This is a genomic window from Quyinboa sediminis (assembly GCF_042219855.1).
Taxonomy (GTDB): Bacteria; Bacteroidota; Bacteroidia; order Bacteroidales; family UBA5342; genus JBHJHP01.
Window position 1 is genome coordinate 492362 of record NZ_JBHJHP010000004.1, and the last position, 18398, is coordinate 510759.

General features: G+C 40.2%; 11 protein-coding genes. 4 read left to right on the plus strand and 7 right to left on the minus strand.

Features of this window, described 5'->3' with window-relative positions:
* The first annotated feature begins 36 nt into the window (after positions 1-36).
* Together ACE1EF_RS12450 and sucD are read left to right on the plus strand one after the other, a co-directional pair.
* Positions 37-4509 carry a translocation/assembly module TamB domain-containing protein gene (locus ACE1EF_RS12450; RefSeq protein ID WP_473774494.1) on the plus strand — a complete coding sequence of 1491 codons (4473 nt, stop codon included), beginning with the start codon at positions 37-39 and terminating at the stop codon, positions 4507-4509.
* 95 nt (positions 4510-4604) lie between these two features.
* A complete protein-coding gene (gene sucD / locus ACE1EF_RS12455; protein ID WP_375720997.1) occupies positions 4605-5480 on the plus strand; it encodes a succinate--CoA ligase subunit alpha in 876 nt (291 codons plus the stop codon).
* 75 nt (positions 5481-5555) lie between these two features.
* Here the strand turns inward: sucD and yedF are convergent, their stop codons facing one another.
* From yedF to ilvD, 6 genes are all read right to left on the minus strand, one after another.
* Positions 5556-5903: a sulfurtransferase-like selenium metabolism protein YedF gene (gene yedF, locus ACE1EF_RS12460; protein ID WP_375720998.1), complete on the minus strand. Its 348-nt coding sequence runs from the start codon at positions 5901-5903 to the stop codon at positions 5556-5558.
* A gap of 164 nt (positions 5904-6067) precedes the next feature.
* On the minus strand, positions 6068-6856 hold the full coding sequence (locus tag ACE1EF_RS12465; protein ID WP_375720999.1) for a sugar-binding protein: 789 nt from the start codon (positions 6854-6856) through the stop codon (positions 6068-6070).
* A gap of 318 nt (positions 6857-7174) precedes the next feature.
* Positions 7175-8650 carry a ketol-acid reductoisomerase gene (gene ilvC, locus ACE1EF_RS12470; protein ID WP_375721000.1) on the minus strand — a complete coding sequence of 492 codons (1476 nt, stop codon included), beginning with the start codon at positions 8648-8650 and terminating at the stop codon, positions 7175-7177.
* Between the two features lie 176 nt (positions 8651-8826).
* Complete coding sequence (ilvN, locus tag ACE1EF_RS12475; RefSeq protein WP_375721001.1) at positions 8827-9372, minus strand: acetolactate synthase small subunit; 546 nt, start codon at positions 9370-9372, stop codon at positions 8827-8829.
* A 27-nt stretch (positions 9373-9399) separates the two neighbouring features.
* The gene (gene ilvB, locus ACE1EF_RS12480) at positions 9400-11106 is read right to left on the minus strand and encodes a biosynthetic-type acetolactate synthase large subunit (protein ID WP_375721002.1); all 1707 of its coding nucleotides are present in this window, start codon (positions 11104-11106) and stop codon (positions 9400-9402) included.
* An 11-nt stretch (positions 11107-11117) separates the two neighbouring features.
* On the minus strand, positions 11118-12947 hold the full coding sequence (ilvD, locus tag ACE1EF_RS12485; RefSeq protein WP_375721003.1) for a dihydroxy-acid dehydratase: 1830 nt from the start codon (positions 12945-12947) through the stop codon (positions 11118-11120).
* Between the two features lie 497 nt (positions 12948-13444).
* On the opposite strand from ilvD, the gene ACE1EF_RS12490 reads away from it, so the two are divergent.
* The gene (locus tag ACE1EF_RS12490) at positions 13445-14680 is read left to right on the plus strand and encodes a cation:proton antiporter domain-containing protein (RefSeq protein WP_375721004.1); all 1236 of its coding nucleotides are present in this window, start codon (positions 13445-13447) and stop codon (positions 14678-14680) included.
* A gap of 45 nt (positions 14681-14725) precedes the next feature.
* Positions 14726-16996 carry a trypsin-like peptidase domain-containing protein gene (locus tag ACE1EF_RS12495; RefSeq protein WP_375721005.1) on the plus strand — a complete coding sequence of 757 codons (2271 nt, stop codon included), beginning with the start codon at positions 14726-14728 and terminating at the stop codon, positions 16994-16996.
* A gap of 118 nt (positions 16997-17114) precedes the next feature.
* Here the strand turns inward: ACE1EF_RS12495 and ACE1EF_RS12500 are convergent, their stop codons facing one another.
* The gene (locus tag ACE1EF_RS12500; RefSeq protein WP_375721006.1) at positions 17115-18347 is read right to left on the minus strand and encodes a nucleoside recognition domain-containing protein; all 1233 of its coding nucleotides are present in this window, start codon (positions 18345-18347) and stop codon (positions 17115-17117) included.
* Positions 18348-18398: the final 51 nt, after the last annotated feature.

Below are 18398 nucleotides of genomic sequence, written 5' to 3' on the forward strand. Positions count from 1 at the left end.
GTTATTTAAGGAAATGCACGCTTTTTGTTATCATTAATGTGCATTAATTTTTTATATTTTTGTATTCGAACAAAAAACGGCTTCAAAGGTATTAAAAATCTCTGGAAAATAGCGGTTATAGTCATGGTTCTGCTGATTGGGATCCCATTGGCAGCATATTTTTTGATTAAGCAGCATGGTGTGCAAACGATGCTGGTACACAGGGTATTGAATGATATTTCCGAGCAAACCGGTAGTGAAATTAAAGTGGGAAAAGTCCGCTTCAGTTTCTTTCATGATCTGTCACTTGAGGATGTGTTCATTGCAGATCAGCAAAAAGATACCCTCTTCTTTGCACATTCTCTGCAGGCTAACTTTGATTCACTCGATGTATTTGAAAAAAAAGTTCATATTTCGGCATTAAAGCTGAATGCTACAAAATGCCGGGTCAAACAGTTCGACCGCAATACGTTTAACTTTAGTTTTTTGATTGATTCTCTCTTTCCAGCGGATACAGTGAAGAAAGAGAAATGGGATTTTCGTTTAAAGAGTGTGGATATCGATAATGGAGATCTGGCTTTTTATGGCAGAGAGGATTACAGAGTTAAGGATACCAAGCTTCGGGTTAGCCTGTTGAATGTTTCAAAAGATTCATTAAATCTGATGGTAAAAAATTTACAATTTGTAGATACGGCCGGAGTCGTTCTGAATCGTTTTTCCAGTGGTTTTGTACTGACTCCTGATAAGTTAAGCCTTACAAATTTAAAATTTCAGACCGATCAGTCTCAGGCTGATGTAAACCTGGCTGAAATCAGTGGTGATAGTGTACTGCATCATATCATTGAACCTCAAACTGCAGTAATGTTTGATGTCAATGAGCTCAGAATCGCTTCATCCGACATGCGACGTTTTATTCCTGTTTACCCTGACATTTCGGAGAAAGTATATTTTAGCGGTAAAATAAGCGGTAAAGTTGGCGATATTCGGGGGAAAGATCTGTTGTTATCCGCAGGCGGCGCGTTTGATCTGCTCTTCAGTATCAGTATTACAGGTCTGCCGGATTTTCATAATTCATTCATTTTTGCAGATTTCAACAGGATGTTTATTTCGCCTAAAAATGTGATTCCTGAACTTGAAAAGCATATGAAACGGCAGATGCCTTTTAAAAGCGAACTGAAAAAATTCGGCCGTTTGTTGTATACCGGTTCTCTTACCGGTTTTCCTGGCGACTTTGTCGCATTTGGAGAACTGAACTCCGAATTAGGCTCTATTCATGCAGATGTGGCCCTGAAGGATAATGTTAAGCAGGAAAAGATTGAGATCTCAGGAAATGTTAATACAGAGGGATTTAATGTTGGCCAGCTTTTAGACCGGGAAGATGAGCTGGGATATGCCAGTTTAAATGTTGAGCTTGAAGCCGATAAACCCTACGACGATTATATGTCGTTATTTATGAATGGTGAAGTGTCTTCGCTTGAATTTCATGGCTACAATTACACCAATGTTTTCCTGCGGGGCGTATTTGGTAACAAGCATTTTAATGGTGGTGTCAATATTAATGATCCAAACCTTTCTTTGCTGTTTACCGGAAGGATTGATTTTTCAGATGTAGTACCAATTTTCGATTTTGAGGCTGATATCAGGAAAATTGCCCCGTACCAGCTTAAGCTGTCACAGAAATTTAAAAACGGCGTATTGAATACGCAGCTTAAAACCAAAATAAAAGGAGATGCCCTGGAAAACCTGGAAGGTTATGTTGGCTTATACGATTTAAAGTACGTCAATAAGAACGGTGAAGTAAGCACGCCAAACGCTACCATATTTTTCAATAAAGAGACGGATCATTCATCCATTCAGGTAAATACAGACTGGCTGAACGGCCAGATTTCAGGAAAATACAAGTTCGGGGAGCTAAAAAATTCATTTGCAGAAATTATTCAGCCTTTCTTACCCACACTGGCATCATCTTTCAGGGATAAAAAAACGGTATCAGAGAATCAGTTCGATTTCTCCTTCAGGATCTCAGGAATCGATAATATTGCCCATGTATTTGAACTGCCCTTTTCTGTTTCATCATCAGGTAATATCAATGGAACGCTTAACGATAACGATGAGGATATGAAGCTGTCTCTTTCCTTTGATAAAGCACGATTTAAAAAACTGACCATAGATACCCTGAAGTTCGATATGAAACGGATGGCTGATCAGGATATTGAAGCAACACTTTCTATGAATAAACTGGATCTGAACAATAAGTTTCTGGAGAATATCAGGTACAGCATGATTTCAAAAGGCGATAGCATAGAGAATGCTGTAATCTGGAAAAATAACAGCAAAACAGTATATGAAGGAAATCTGAATACTGGATTCGCAGTAAGGCGCAATGCTGATGATCTTTTGCAGTCTACTTTCAGCATCAGGCCCTCTTCAATGACAATTAGTGATTCATTGTGGAATATTTCTCCGGCCAGAATTGTGATCGATTCAACAGGTGTGGATTTTGAATCCATTTTTGTTAATAACAATGAGCGGTTTCTTGCGGCAGATGGTAAACTTTCGAAGCAAATTACTGATACATTCAATCTGGATGTGGAAGGTTTCGAACTGGATTACCTGTCCAGATTCTTAAATGTACAGAATTTGTCCCTCCAGGGAAGGATTACGGGACAGTCATTTATTAGCGCAGGATTTGGAAACCCTGTCATTAATTCTGATTTCAGAATCACAGATTTTGTATTGAATAATATCTATGCCGGTGATATGGATGTGAACAGTGACTGGGATAAGGATAACCGTAAAATGAATATTTATGGCGAGAATGTTATCAGTAAGGACCAGCAACTGGATATTCAGGGTGCGTATTTTCCTTCAGATGATTCACTCTACCTGGCGGGAAAACTCGAAAGGTTACCAGTGAAATATATTCAGCCCTACCTCGAAACCATCATGCAGAATATGCAGGGACTTGGCTCCGGTCAGATTGTGCTTGAAGGAAATGTTAAACACCTCAAGTTAATTGGCGATATATACCTGGATAATGGTTCTTTTGATATTGGTTATCTGAATACACGGTATTTCTTATCAGATACCATCCATCTGGTAGAGGATGCCATTGAATTTAACAACATTAAGGTGTATGATATCAATGGCCATAGCGGGACATTTAATGGTGTTCTTGGTCATAAAACATTCAAGGACATGCAGTTTAATATGTTTCTTGACTTTAATGATATGCTGGCTCTGAATACAACAGCCAAGGATAACGACCTCTATTACGGAACGGTATATGGTACAGGCGTGCTTGCCATTGAAGGTGAGGGTTCCAGGGTTCACATGGATATCAATGCAAGAACCGAGAGTAACTCAGAGATTTTTCTGCCGCTGACATCTACAGAGGTCGCATCTGAGAGTGGCTTTGTTAGGTTCGTCTCTCAAAAAGAAAGTTCTAAACAGGTTGAGAAGGAAGAGGAGGACATTGAGTTATCCGGTTTCTCTTTTAATATGGAGGTGGAGGCCACACCTGATGCCAGGGTGGAGCTTATTTTTGATTCAAGAATCGGAGACGTGATAAAAGGACAGGGAAGCGGTACGCTTGTGTTTAATTACGATACCAAGTCTGATTTTAAAATGTACGGCGACTATACCGTAAGCAGTGGAGAATACCTGTTTACAGCTCAGAATGTTATCAATAAGCGATTTGATATTGAACCGGGAGGTGTAATTAAATGGAGTGGCGATCCATATAATGCAACGCTTAACCTTGACGCTTATTACAGGACAAAAGCACCATTGTATGATCTTTTACCGGCAACAGTTGACGATGTGAATAAGACATTACGGGTACCTGTAAACTGTCATATGATGCTGACCGATAATCTGATGAATCCAACCATTAAATTTGATGTAGTTCTGCCGACTGCAGATCAGGTAACACAACAACAAATCGGTGATGTTTTGAGCTCGGAAAATGAAGTACAACGACAGGTAATATACCTGTTAATGTTCAACCGGTTTTACACGCCGGAATGGCTGCGAAACAATACCCAGAATTATGCCAATTCCAATCAGGCGGCGGTTGTCACAGCCAGTGAATTTGCATCAAACCAGTTGAGTAACATGTTGTCACAGTTAAGTGATGACTTCGATCTTGGCGTGAACTACAGACCCGCCGATGCTTCCTCATTGACACGGCAGGAGGTGGAAATGATGTTCAGTACTAAAATGTTTAATGATAAACTGACCATAAACGGAAACTTCGGATACCGTGAAACACAGACCACTGCATCTAACTTTGTAGGTGACTTTGATGTGGATTACCGCCTCAACCAGAAGGGAAACTTTAAGTTAAAAGCTTATTCCCATACCAATGATAACATCATTTACGAAAACTCACCTACAACGCAGGGATTTGGTTTTGTTTATAAGGAAGAATTCAATAGCTTTGGTGAATTGGTCCAGCATTACAGGGACCTTCTCAGGAAAAAAGAAGAGAATAACCAGAATATAAATGAAGATACCAGTCGTAAATAAGTGCATTTTACAACATTTATATGGCCGGAATAAACATTTTATTGGGGCACTTGTTTGTAACGTAAACACAATACTTAACCTTATTTCATAAAAAGATGGCAATACTTCTCACTAACGAATCAAAAGTACTTGTTCAGGGATTCACAGGAAAAGAGGGATCCTTTCATGCCGGCCAGATGATAGAATACGGCACGAATGTGGTAGGTGGTGTTACTCCGGGTAAAGGAGGAACCCTGCATATGGACCTGCCGGTTTTTAATACTGTTTCAGAAGCTGTAAAATCGACAGGTGCTGATGTATCAGTCATATTTGTGCCGCCTCCATTTGCAGCTGATGCCATTATGGAAGCTGCCGAGGCCGGTATTAAAACAATTGTTGCCATTACCGAAGGTATACCAACACAGGATATGGTTAGTGTTCAGGAGTATCTTAAAGACAGGGATGCAAGACTGGTAGGGCCAAACTGTCCCGGTATTATTACGCCGGGAGCCGGAAAGGTGGGTATCATGCCGGGTTTTATTCATACACCGGGTAAGATTGGTATCGTGTCACGTTCCGGTACATTAACGTACGAAGCTGTTTATCAGACAGGGCAGGTCGGTTTAGGCCAGTCATCGTGTATCGGTATAGGTGGTGATCCAATTATAGGATCTTCCACAAAAGATATAGTGGAAATGTTTATGAATGATCCGGAAACTGAGGGTATTATACTTATTGGTGAAATAGGTGGTAGCATGGAAGTTGAAGCTGCAGAGTGGATTAAGGAAAACGGAACCAAGCCGGTGGTTGGATTTATTGCCGGTCAGACTGCACCGAAAGGAAAACGTATGGGACATGCGGGTGCTATTGTGGGTGGTAAAGCCGATACAGCAGAGGCCAAAATGAAAATTATGGCCGAATGTGGCATTCATGTCGTAAAATCACCATCGGATATTGGTCGTACCATGCTGAAAGCATTAGGAAAGAATTAGAATTATTCCCGATATAACACAAAGCGAGGGTTTCGTTCAAACGATACCCTCGCTTTGTATTATACTGAATATTCTTTAAAGTGTAATGACTTTATCTGCAATCTTTTGCAGCTCAATAATGTCCATCATGGTTCCGGCAATGCCAACTTCAGTTTTGTCCATTAAGTCATAATGCTTCAGGCAGGTTTTGCAGGCCATTAATTTTACGCCTTTTTGCTCCAATGCTTGGGCAACGTCTATAACCGGAGAACTTTTACAAATTAATTTTACGCCGCTATTATAAAACACAATAAAACGGGGCAATTCATCTTCTTCATTCATCAACTTAAAATAGTTGGTAATAAGCTGCAGGCCTAAGGCATCATCGCCTGATCCCATACCATCGTGTGATATCTGAATCAATGTGTTTTTAAAGTTTTTCATGGATGTGAATTTATTAGTAAGGGAACAATAACTTTAATTTTTATTTGCTTGAAAAGTTAATAATAAAAATTACACGACTAAATACAATTTGCAATTCGATATTAAATTTAGTTATGTTAAATCAATACATGTGTTTATCCTTTAATCACAAATAATGCATCAGGTTACTGTGAATTGTTGAGGTGGTAAATGAGATAATTGTCAGGTGAATAGGAATTTGAGTTCTGTGGAAAAGATGCAATTCCATCTGCCCCATTCGACATAGTAACGGAGATTCCAATAGAATCATTAATGGAACATTGCAAATCGTATGGGTCAGATGAAGCGATAGGAATCTTTATTTCAAACTGAAAGTCCTGTTCCTCCCCATTGATAAAATTCATAGAATGGGACATGTATATTTCCTTTGCATCCGGGCCACCCTTGGAACGTTGATCTAAGATATTGTTCATCTCCCAGTCCAGCTCTTTAGAATATTCCCAGTCTTTTTCAGAATTTTCATAATACCAGTCGCCATTTGCAGCAAAGGGAGATATAAAGTTCGTATTTTGTACATGGAAATCACTGGTGCGGAACGTTAGCATATCTTCTTCCAGTTCTGTAAAGATATGATCTCCTTTTTCATCAAAAACTATAGCGAATCTGTCATCGGCCCATTCACCTTCTTCATTTTTACCCAGGTAATAATCGTCATTAAAAATATAAAGTAGAATATATATGTTTTGATTGTCATTGGCAATTTTTAGGTTTGCGCTGACCTGTTTGGTATTATAGATAAATTCGAAATTTTTATTTACATGAACACTTTCCCATTCATCAGAGGTTAGAAAATATGTTTTATTCCAACCAACTGTATTGTTCGTCTCATTTACGTCATTTTCACAATTACAACTGTCTTCGTTACAGCTGAGTAAAGCTAGGAATAGTGGGAGAAGCAGGTAGATTTTTTTCATGGTATTGTCTTTTTATTTCAACAGGTACAATTTACATTGTTGAGTGTTAAAAGTCCACTTATCATTATTATAAAATAAATTATATTCAGGTATTATTCTTGGTGCTTAAAGGTTTGTTATCCATCATTATTACAAGATAAAAATAGAAAAAAAAGTATAAATACCAATATAGGTTAAATGATGATATATCATTACGTTCATTTGAACGGAACTAATCTTTGGAATCGATTACTGCGATATTCTTATATGACATTAAGGGAGTAAAATACAAAACCCCGCCAGTAGCGGGGTTTTGTATTTATAAATCTGAATAATCTCTTATACAATTTTCTTCATTGCGGCCATTGCATCACGCAGTTCAGCGCCAACAATCTCAACATCGTGGTAACGGATCTCATCGTTAATTTCGATCAGTTCCCTGTTATCCACATGTGCATCTTTACCGTCGTTAAAATTCTTTCCGATAACCTTAGTGTCAATTGATGACATGAAATCAGCTAAAAGCGGACGACAGGCATGATCGAACAAATAACATCCGTACTCTGCAGTATCAGAAATGATACGGTTCATCTCGTACAGTTTTTTGCGGGCGATGGTGTTAGCAATAAGAGGTGTTTCGTGCAGCGATTCGTAATATGCGGATTCAGGTTTGATGCCTGATTCTGTCATGGATTCAAATGCCAGTTCCACACCTGCTTTTACAAAGGCAACCATTAAGGTTCCATTGTCAAAATACTCCTGTTCCGGTATGGTTACATCAGAAGCAGGTGTTTTTTCAAATGCTGTTTCAGCTGTGGCAGCTCTCCAGGTCAACAGGTTTTTATCGTTGTTGGCCCAGTCTTCCATCATGGTGGCAGAGAAAGTACCGTCCAGAATATCGTCCATGTGTTTGATAAAAAGCGGACGCATAATTTCTTTCATCTCTTCAGCCAGTTTAAAAGCCTCAACTTTAGCAGGATTTGACAGACGGTCCATCATGTTGGTGATGCCACCGAATTTCAACGCTTCAGTTGTGACTTCCCATCCGTACTGAATCAGTTTTGAGGCATACCCTTTATCGATTCCTTTTTCAACCATCTTGTCGAACATCAGAATTGAACCGGTTTGCAACAGACCACAAAGTATGGTTTGCTCGCCCATTAAGTCTGACTTCACTTCGGCAACAAAAGAAGAGTGCAGTACTCCGGCTTTGTGTCCACCTGTTCCGGCACAATATGCTTTGGCAATTTCCATACCGTCGCCATTCGGGTCGTTTTCGCGGTGAACCGCAATTAATGTAGGAACACCAAAGCCACGGAGGTATTCGTTACGAACCTCTGATCCGGGCGATTTTGGAGCCACCATTATTACTGTAATGTCTTCACGGATCTTCATTCCTTCTTCCACGATGTTGAAACCGTGAGAGTAAGAAAGACATGAATTCTTTTTCATTAACGGAACAACAGCTTCAATTACATTGGTGTGCTGTTTGTCCGGTGTCAGGTTGATCACTAAATCCGCAGTGGGGATCAGTTCTTCATAAGTGCCAACCTTAAAATTATTTTCAGTAGCATTTTGATAGGATGCACGTTTTTCATCAATGGCCGACTGGCGCAGTGCATAACTTACGTCCAGACCACTGTCGCGTAAATTAAGTCCCTGGTTTAAACCCTGTGCCCCACAACCAACGATAACGATTTTTTTTCCTTTTAAATAATCTACACCTCCATCAAATTCACTGCTGTCCATGAAATCGCATTTGCCTAACTCCTGGACTTTCAGACGAAAAGGAAGTGAGCTAAAATAATTTGCCATGTTTTTATTTATTTTATGATCTGTTTATAATCAATTTTTCAGACGGCTGCAAAGATAATCAATTTTAGCCGAAAATGAGTTTTATCAGTATATACAGAGGAACCGAAACCACAATTCAGGAATTCATAAATCAATCAAACCTGCCGTAGAACCAATTCCTAATTCGTAATTCTGAATTAACTATACAGCTTATCTAAAATCTCATCTCTTTCCTTAAGAAATTCTGACAGCCTTTCAATTGATGACCGTGTAATCGCAATGCGGCCTGAACGAATAAACTGCATCACACCGAACTGGTTCAACTGATCGAAAAACTCCTGTGTTTCTGATTTATGTCCGGTTTTTTCAATTACCGTAAAATCATGGGTCACCTCAAGAATCCTGGCATTGTATTTCCGGATCAGGCCTTCTATAAGATCCGTTTTCATCAGTTCTTCAGTTGGAACCTTATACAGGGCTACCTCCTGAAAGATCATCTCATCATTGGTATGATAAAACGCTTTCAGCACTTCTACCTGTTTCTCAATCTGTTTAACCACTTTTTTAACCGTATCTTCTGTTACCTCTATCACAATGGTAAATTTGCTGATGCCTTTAATGGCAGATTCAGATACGGTCAGGCTCTCAATATTTATTTTTCTGCGGGTAAAAATAATGGTGATCCGGTTCAGCAAACCGATATTATTTTCTGTAAATGCAGATATGATATATTCCTGTTTCATGATATGCTTTGTTTTGTATATTACTGCTTACTTATTAGGGACCTCAAGAATGATTTCTGATACAGATGCTCCGGTCGGAACCATCGGGAATACATTATCTTCTTTCTCAATCATAACTTCGAGCAGATATGGACCTTTATGGTCGATCATTTTCTGGATTTCCGCTTCAAGGTTCTTCCGTTCACTTACCCTGACAGAAGGAACACCGAATCCATCACCCAGTTTAATGAAATCAGGATTGTTCAGATTTGTAAATGAATACCTTTTTTCGAAGAATAACTGCTGCCACTGTCTTACCATTCCTAAAAAGTTGTTGTTCAGAATGACAACCTTTACCGGCAGTTTTTCCTGGGCTATGGTGCCCATCTCCTGCATGGTCATTTGAAATCCGCCGTCTCCGCAAACTGCAAAAACTTCACGGTCGGGAGTACCGAATTTTGCCCCGATTGCTGCTGGTAAACCAAAACCCATAGTTCCCAAACCGCCAGAAGTAACTGCACTTCTGGATTTTGTGTATTTAAAGTAGCGGCTTGCAATCATCTGGTGCTGACCTACATCTGTCACCAGAACAGAATTGTTGTCGGTCTTTTCAGCCAGTATTCTGGCAACCTCACCCATCGTCAATCCTTCTTTTTTCGGATGAATATCGTTTTCAATAACCTTATCCAATTCAATGTCATAGCAATCTTTAAATTCCTGCAGCCATGCATCATGACGATTGGGTTTCACGGCATATGTCAGGAAGCGGAGTGCTTTTTTTGCATCACCAAGAATGGCAACTTCTGTTTTCACATTTTTGTCAATTTCAGCCGGATCAATCTCAATATGTATAACCTTGGCCTGTTTTGCATATCGGCTCACATCGCCTGTTACACGATCATCAAAGCGCATACCTACCGCTATCAAAACGTCACATTCGTTGGTTTTAACATTCGGCCCGTAATTGCCGTGCATGCCAAGCATTCCGACATTGAGCGGATGATCGGTTGGCAGGGCACTGGTACCAAGTAATGTCCATGCTGCCGGTATGCCGGTTTTTTCAACAAATTCCTTAAGTTCACGTTCGGCATGTGACAATATCACGCCCTGTCCAAACAGAAGATAAGGCTTGCGCGCCTTGTTAATCAGCTCTGCTGCTTCATCTATTTTAACCGGATCAATCTCATATTCAGGAATGTAGCTCCTGATCTTTTTTGTTTTTGTATATGAGAAGTTTAACTCTTTAAACTGGGCATCTTTGGTAATATCAATCAATACCGGTCCGGGACGTCCCGTACGGGCAATGTAAAACGCCTTAGCTAAAATTTCCGGTATCTCCTCAGATTTGGTTACCTGGTAATTCCATTTGGTAACCGGCATAGAGATGCCCACAACATCAGACTCCTGAAATGCATCTGTTCCCAGCAAAGGAGATGCAACCTGACCGGTAATGCAGACAAGCGGAGTTGAATCGATATTTGCATCTGCAAGTCCTGTCACCAGGTTAGTGGCACCCGGACCTGATGTGGCAAAGCAAACGCCGACATTTCCGGTGACCCTGGCATAACCCTGTGCAGCGTGTATCGCACCCTGCTCGTGTCTGGTTAAAACGTGTTTAACTTTGTCTCTGTAGTCGTAGAGGGCATCGTAAATGGGCATTATTGCACCACCCGGATAACCGAAAATCAACTCTACCTTTTCTTCAATCAAAGAGCGAATAACTGCTTCTGAGCCTGAAATTCTTTCTGTTGCCATACTTATTACGTTTATTCTATGATTCTAACTGCGCCTCTGTCGGCACTTGTAACAAATTTTGAATATGCTTTTAATGCATTCGATACTTCCCTTTCACGATCACGGGCGGTGAAAGCATCTTTGCCATATTTTTCTTCTTCTATTCTGCGTTCAGCGAGTTCTTCAAAACTAAGTTTTACCTGCAAAAGTCGTTTTGAAACGCTTATTTCTATGATGTCACCATCCTTTATTAAACCAATATTTCCTCCGGCACCTGCTTCTGGTGATATATGTCCGATTGAAAGTCCTGATGTTCCTCCTGAAAACCGTCCATCGGTAATCAGTGCACACTCTTTACCAAGGTGACGTGATTTAATATACGAGGTGGGATAAAGCATTTCCTGCATTCCCGGTCCTCCTTTTGGCCCCTCATACGTGATTACCACAACATCACCGGCTACGACTTTGCCACCTAATATGGCATCAACGGCTGCATCCTGTGAGGTATAGACTTTGGCCGGACCCGAAAAATCAAAGAGCGCTTCGTCGATTCCCGCTGTTTTCAAAACACATCCATCCTGTGCAATGTTTCCAAAAAGTACGACGAGACCGCCTTCTTTTGAATATGCGTGCTCCATATCCCTTATACAGCCTGTATCACGGCGTGTGTCGTGCTGACGGTAATATTTTTCCTGTGAGCCCATCTCCTTGCTGCGCACGCCTGCCGGAGCGCCAAGATATATTTTCCCGGCTTCTTCACTCACTGTTTCCCGCATGATGTCCCACTGGTTCAGTGCCTCCTTTAATGACAGTCCATCTGCTCTTGAAACATCTGTCTTCAGGAGACCACCACGGTCCAGCTCGCCAAGGATTCCGATAATACCTCCGGCACGGTTAACATCTTCAATATGATAGTTCGAATTCGGTGCAACCTTACATAACACAGGAACTTTCCGGGATAATTCATCGATATCTTTCATCGTAAAATCCACACCGGCTTCATGTGCAATAGCCAGAATATGCAGTACAGTATTGGTTGAACCACCCATGGCAATATCCAGCGTCATAGCATTCATAAATGCGTCCCTGGTTGCGATGGATCGTGGCAGTACAGAATCATCACCATCACGGTAGTATTTCCATACATTATCCACAATGATGTCCGCTGCTTTTTCAAATAATCGGGTTCTGTTTTTATGTGTCGCTACTATGGTTCCGTTACCCGGAAGTGCCAGACCTATGGCTTCATTCAGACAATTCATGGAGTTGGCCGTAAACATACCGGAGCACGAACCGCAGGTTGGACAGGCATTTTGTTCAACTGCTCTAACCGTTTCGTCATCAATACTGTCATCGGCTCCCATAACAATAGCATCTACAAGATCCCACTGTTTTCCAAGTGCATTGCCGGCTTCCATAGGTCCTCCTGATACGAATACAGTTGGTATATTTAAGCGCATCGCAGCAATCAACATACCCGGTGTAATCTTGTCGCAGTTGCTGATACAAACCATGGCGTCAACCTTGTGTGCGTTACACATATATTCCACGCTGTCCGCAATCAGGTCACGCGAGGGAAGAGAATACAACATTCCTCCATGTCCCATGGCGATACCGTCGTCAATGGCGATGGTATTAAATTCGGCTGCAAAGCAACCACGTTCTTCAATTAATCCTTTTATATGTTGTCCGATGTGCTGAAGGTGTACATGACCCGGAACCATCTGAGTAAAGGAATTCACGATGGCAATGATCGGCTTTCCGATCTGCTCTTCCTTCATCCCGTTAGCTCTCCATAAACTTCTGGCGCCTGCCATTTTTCTACCTTGTGTGACGGTGTCACTTCTAAGTGGTGTCTTCATATTCATCAATCTTTTCTGTATCTCCCTTTACATTAAAAAAGCCTTTCTCTGTTTGAAGTGAGAAAGGCCTTTGAATATCCTGTTCATTTACATACCGTTCTCAATTCATCCTGTTTCCAATTAGAATGACCACGACGACGAGGCTAAGAACTGTATGTAATGTTGTTATCATCAATGTCAAATTTTGATTGACAAATGTACACCTTAAATTCATACATGCAAAAAAATATTAGTAAAAATGCCCTAAAAAATTCAAATCAGAATAAAAACAGGGTCAAAATGTTATAATTTCTAAGATTTGTATTGGTTTTTTGTATTGATCATTTTGAAATAAACATTTTTGGTTTACGTATTTTAAAATGCATGATGTACATTTTTTAACTTTTTAGGATTTTTGTTGTTTATTGTAGCAGAGAACAGAAAGGTAAAATACGGAAAATTGAATCCGGAGGTTAAATATTTGAACTGTTTGAATACTTTTGTTGTAAATAACATATATGGAATTTAACTCTTATACACTTATAATAGGCGCATCTGTTGTACTTGTTATCTCTTATTTTTTCAGCCTTATTTCGTCAAAAACACGAATTCCAAGTGTATTGATGCTGATTATTCTTGGTATGTTACTTCGGGAAGGGTTGCATCTTGCCGGTTATAATAAGATTAACTGGATGCCGGTTTTAGAGGTTCTTGGTATCGTAGGTCTGATCCTAATTGTTCTGGAAGCGTCCATTGATCTAAAGCTCACTCGAAAAAAAACAAGACTTATCCTGATATCGTTCACTATTGCACTGATATCGTTTGTGGTCAATACAATTCTGATAGCATTTATAGTACAGGCTTTCATTCCTCATATAGAATATATTATTTCACTGGTTTATGCCATGCCTTTTTCCATCATCAGCAGTGCCATAGTGCTTCCAAGTGTTGCACATCTTACGGAGGATAAAAGGGAGTTCCTGATCTATGAAAGTACGTTTTCTGATATTCTCGGTATCATGGCTTTTTATTTACTGGTTGAAAATGTTGGGGAAACAAATTCTGCAATGATAGGTATGGAGGTGACAGGGAATATTATAGTGACTGTGATTATTTCTTTAGTTGTGGCTTATGCATTATTAATTGGATTGCAGAAAATAAAGAAGAACATCAAACTGACGCTTCTGATAGCTATACTGCTGCTACTTTACTCAGTAGGAAAGATGTTCCACATTTCATCTTTACTGATTATTCTGATGTTTGGCCTTGCACTTGCAAACCCACAGATATTTTTCAGAAGATTTTTCAAAAAACATTATAATCCGGAACGTTGCTCTACCATACTGAATGATTTTAAGTTTCTGACTGTTGAAACAGCTTTTGTTGTCAGAACCTTTTTCTTCGTCATCTTTGGTGCATCTCTGGCAGTGACCAGCTTGTTCCATTCACAGGTTATCGTTCTGAGCCTTATCAGTCTGATTGTAATTTACGGATCACGGTGGATTCAGTTTTATTTTGTAGATAAAAAGGATATGTATCCACAGGTTTTTCTGGCACCCCGTGGACTGATTTCTGTGTTGTTGTTTTTTGCGATTCCAAAAGAATTAACGCTTCCGGATTTTGAGGCTGGTATTCTGCTCTTTATAATTCTTTTCTCCAACATTATAATGGCTTTGTCACTGGTTAGAGGAGAAAAGAGCAATAAGACTTCAGAACTTGCTGGACACAGCGGAACGAATCATGAAAACGGTTAAAAACCAGAGTAATAAAATTTTCTATATTTGTACAAAATAATTTAGATGAGAACCCTTTCCTTGATAGTACTACTCTCACTTTTTTCGCTTTGCAGTACGGCACAGATAAGCCACGGCGGAAAACCGGTGGGAATATCTGCTATCGGGATGAAAAGTTTGTCGTTTGATCTGGTTAAAATGCCTGAAGTCAGGGCCTCGCTTAAATCGCAACAATTTGACGCAGAACAGATTCATTATAAGACACTGAAATTTGCACAGAGTTTCCCTGTCGACCTTACACCGGAAAACTCAGGTATCTGGAATACACTGAGTGACGGATCAAAAGTATGGCGTTTGCTGATAACATCAGAAGGGGCAAAGTCAATTAATGTTATATTCAGCCGTTTTCATATTCCTGATGGCGCCAGGTTATTCCTCTATAATCCAGATATGACAAGCGTTCTCGGAAGCTTTACTTCAGAAAATAATAAAGAAAGCGGTATCCTGCCGGTTATGCCACTGGATGGAGATCAGTTAATAATTGAATATATTGAACCGGCTGATGTGGACTTTTCAGGAGAACTTAAGATCGGATCAATAAATCATGATTACCTGGGAGTGAACAATATTCTTAAAGATATACCTATCGGAAATTTTGGAAGCAGTCAGAGTTGTGAGGTAAACCTGAGCTGTGAAGATGGTTGGGATTTGCAGTCACAGAGTGTTTTAAAGATGATTATTGATGGTAATGAATTGTGTTCCGGTACCCTTGTTAACAATACTGCAGAGGATGGAACTCCTTTGGTTTTAACTGCGGCCCACTGTTATACAGATCATGGTTTCAGTGCATACGGAACTATATTTATATTTAATTACCAGGTTCCCGGCTGTCATAATAATATTGAAGGGAGTCGCGAGCAGACGGTTGCCGGTGGTTATATGAGGGCCTATTCCGAACAGGAAGAGTTTAAAAATTCTGATTATGCGCTTGTTGAGATGAGTGTTGTTCCTCCGGCTGCCTACAGGCCCTATTACAGTGGTTGGGATGCAACAGTAACAGAAGAAAGTGACGTGGTAGCGATTCACCATCCCAATGGTGATGTCAAAAAAATATCACACGATGAAGGTGCCGTGGAAATTACTTCATTAATTGTAAATGATTACTATTATAAAACGTATTCGCATTGGTGGATTAAGGACTGGGAGTCCGGTGTGACAGAGGGTGGTTCTTCCGGTTGTCCGCTTTTTAACAAGGAGGGCTATATTATTGGTGCTTTAAGTGCCGGACAGGCCAGTTGCAGCAATAAGATCAATGATTTCTTTTACTGCCTGAATAAAGTATGGACGTCGCATTCGGATCAGACCAAAACATTGAAATACTGGCTTGACCCGCTTAATACCGGGACATTAAAACTGGACGGTTTTGTGCCCGAAGAACTTGATAATGTTGAGCGTCTGAGTAATATTGGTTATGGTGAGGATATTACAACGGTTAGTCTTGGCAGCGATGGTTATCTGGGCGGTTTTAATAAGGCAGGAATAACACAGTATGCCGAGCATTTTCAGTTAGATGAAGATTACGAAGGTAAAGTTCTTGGTTTGTATTTTGTGCCTCAGCTGGGGTCGGCATCTTCGGCTTCCAGCATAAATTTCAAAGTCTGGGAGGGGGGTACCCAGCCCGGTAACGAGCTCTGGAGTAAACAAATTTACATTAAGGAATGGCTCAGGACACAGAAAATTGATGGATCAAACAGTAAGTTTGGCGATACCGGCGGATATTATACCAAGGCCTATTATTATGATAAAGAGAATTTTATAGAAATATCGGATGATGTTGATGCAGGTAACGATTTCTATGTAGGGTACGAAATTGTGTCTAATGGTCCTGTCGATACGTTTGCATTGTACCAGGTTCAGGACAGGGGTACGGGTGGTGAAAATACGGCCTGGTTTTACAAGGATAATGCCTGGAATACCTTTCCTAATTATTCATCTTCTCCGGTGAATACAAGCATGTACATGGATGCTGTGGTTCAGGTTTTTAAAAATGCCAGCGATACATTTATTCCCACACAGGATAAAAAGATTGTCCGGTTTATTGAACCATCGCCTGCCATAGGTGAATCTTTTACGTTACATTTTTCTGAGCCTTTGTCAGATGATGCGGTTTTGTATGTATTTAGCCTGAATGGGGTGGTGATTGATAAAAAAGACATGTATGCCGGCTCTGTTTCATATAGAGAGACATTTAAATCATTGTCCAGTGGTGTTTATTTTTTAAAGGTTGTATATCTGAACAGAACCGAAGTTTACCGGGTTGTTAATCTGGCTTATTAATAAAGGTAAGACACGAGACTTAAGTCACAAGACTTAAAACACAATACACAGGAATTCGCAGTTAAAATTCCCTGAAATAAGTTTTGATATTTGATATTTGCATCTGGAATCTTATGGATCAGTGAAAGAAAAGATATGCCAGTAGAATTGATGCAATAATACCAACCACATCGGCAATAAGCCCACAGGTGACAGCATAACGCGTATTTTTAATTCCAACAGAACCAAAATAAACAGCAATAATGTAAAAGGTAGTGTCGGTAGCTCCCTGAACGGTTGAAGCTACTCTTCCTACAAAAGAATCAGCACCATAAGTTGTCATGGCATCAACCATCATTCCGCGTGCACCACTGCCACTTAAAGGTTTCATAAAAGCTGTTGGAAGTGCTTCCACAAAGTCTGTATTGATTCCAAGATAATGAAAGCCGGCAGCTATAAACCCAATCAATTCATCCATAGCTCCCGAAGCCCTGAAAACACCTATAGCTACCAGAATGGCTACCAGGTAAGGGATAATTTTGACAGCAATTTTAAAACCATCTTTTGCTCCATCGATGAAAGCATCATAAACATTAATCCTTTTAAATGCTGCCATGCTGATAAACAGAATAATAACCGAAAACAGAATTATATTCGCAGTCAGGCTGGAAACAATTTTTATCTGTTCCTCTCCAAGATTCATAAAAAGTATAATCATTCCGGCCACAAGTACAGTAAGTCCGCCGAGGTAGGCCAGGATAACTTTGTTAAACAAATTTATTTTCTGGTAAATGGCCACACTGATCAAACCGGCTAATGTGGAGAAAAATGTGGCCAGCAGAATAGGCAGAAAAATGTCTGTGGGGTTCACTGCTCCCAACTGTGCCCGATAAACCATGACACTGATAGGCAAAATGGTGAGCCCGGATGTATTTAAAACCAGGAACATGATCATCGGATTACTGGCAACCTTTTTGTTGGGATTGGTTTCCTGCATTTGGTTCATAGCCTGAAGGCCTATTGGGGTGGCTGCATTATCGAGACCAAGCATATTGGCTGCAACATTCATCACGATAGAACCATATGCGGGGTGACCTTTCGGAAGATCAGGGAAAATTTTCTGAAAAAACGGACCGATTAATCTGGCAAATCCGTTGATGGCACCTGCTTTTTCTCCGATTTTCATTAGTCCCATCCACAGGGTAAGAACGCCAGTCAAACCCAGTGAAATGGTGAAACCCGTCTCAGCGCTATCAAAAGTGGCTTTCATCATTTCAGGAAACACATCAAGATCCCCGAAAAAAATCAGTCTGAAAAGTGCCACTATAAATGCGATGACAAAAAAGGCTATCCAGATGTAGTTTAGTACCATGTTACAGTCTGCGTTTTAGCAAATGTAGCTAAAATCATGTATAATTCATGA

What these genes read in the sequence shown, in the direction of transcription:
- ACE1EF_RS12500 (WP_375721006.1), bottom strand. Translation starts at nt 18,347, where the DNA reads ATGGTACTAAACTACATCTGGATAGCCTTTTTTGTCATCGCATTTATA.
- ACE1EF_RS12450 (WP_473774494.1), top strand. Translation starts at nt 37, where the DNA reads ATGTGCATTAATTTTTTATATTTTTGTATTCGAACAAAAAACGGCTTC.
- yedF (WP_375720998.1), bottom strand. Translation starts at nt 5,903, where the DNA reads ATGAAAAACTTTAAAAACACATTGATTCAGATATCACACGATGGTATG.
- ACE1EF_RS12495 (WP_375721005.1), top strand. Translation starts at nt 14,726, where the DNA reads ATGAGAACCCTTTCCTTGATAGTACTACTCTCACTTTTTTCGCTTTGC.
- sucD (WP_375720997.1), top strand. Translation starts at nt 4,605, where the DNA reads ATGGCAATACTTCTCACTAACGAATCAAAAGTACTTGTTCAGGGATTC.
- ilvB (WP_375721002.1), bottom strand. Translation starts at nt 11,106, where the DNA reads ATGGCAACAGAAAGAATTTCAGGCTCAGAAGCAGTTATTCGCTCTTTG.
- ACE1EF_RS12490 (WP_375721004.1), top strand. Translation starts at nt 13,445, where the DNA reads ATGGAATTTAACTCTTATACACTTATAATAGGCGCATCTGTTGTACTT.
- ilvC (WP_375721000.1), bottom strand. Translation starts at nt 8,650, where the DNA reads ATGGCAAATTATTTTAGCTCACTTCCTTTTCGTCTGAAAGTCCAGGAG.
- ilvN (WP_375721001.1), bottom strand. Translation starts at nt 9,372, where the DNA reads ATGAAACAGGAATATATCATATCTGCATTTACAGAAAATAATATCGGT.
- ilvD (WP_375721003.1), bottom strand. Translation starts at nt 12,947, where the DNA reads ATGAAGACACCACTTAGAAGTGACACCGTCACACAAGGTAGAAAAATG.
- ACE1EF_RS12465 (WP_375720999.1), bottom strand. Translation starts at nt 6,856, where the DNA reads ATGAAAAAAATCTACCTGCTTCTCCCACTATTCCTAGCTTTACTCAGC.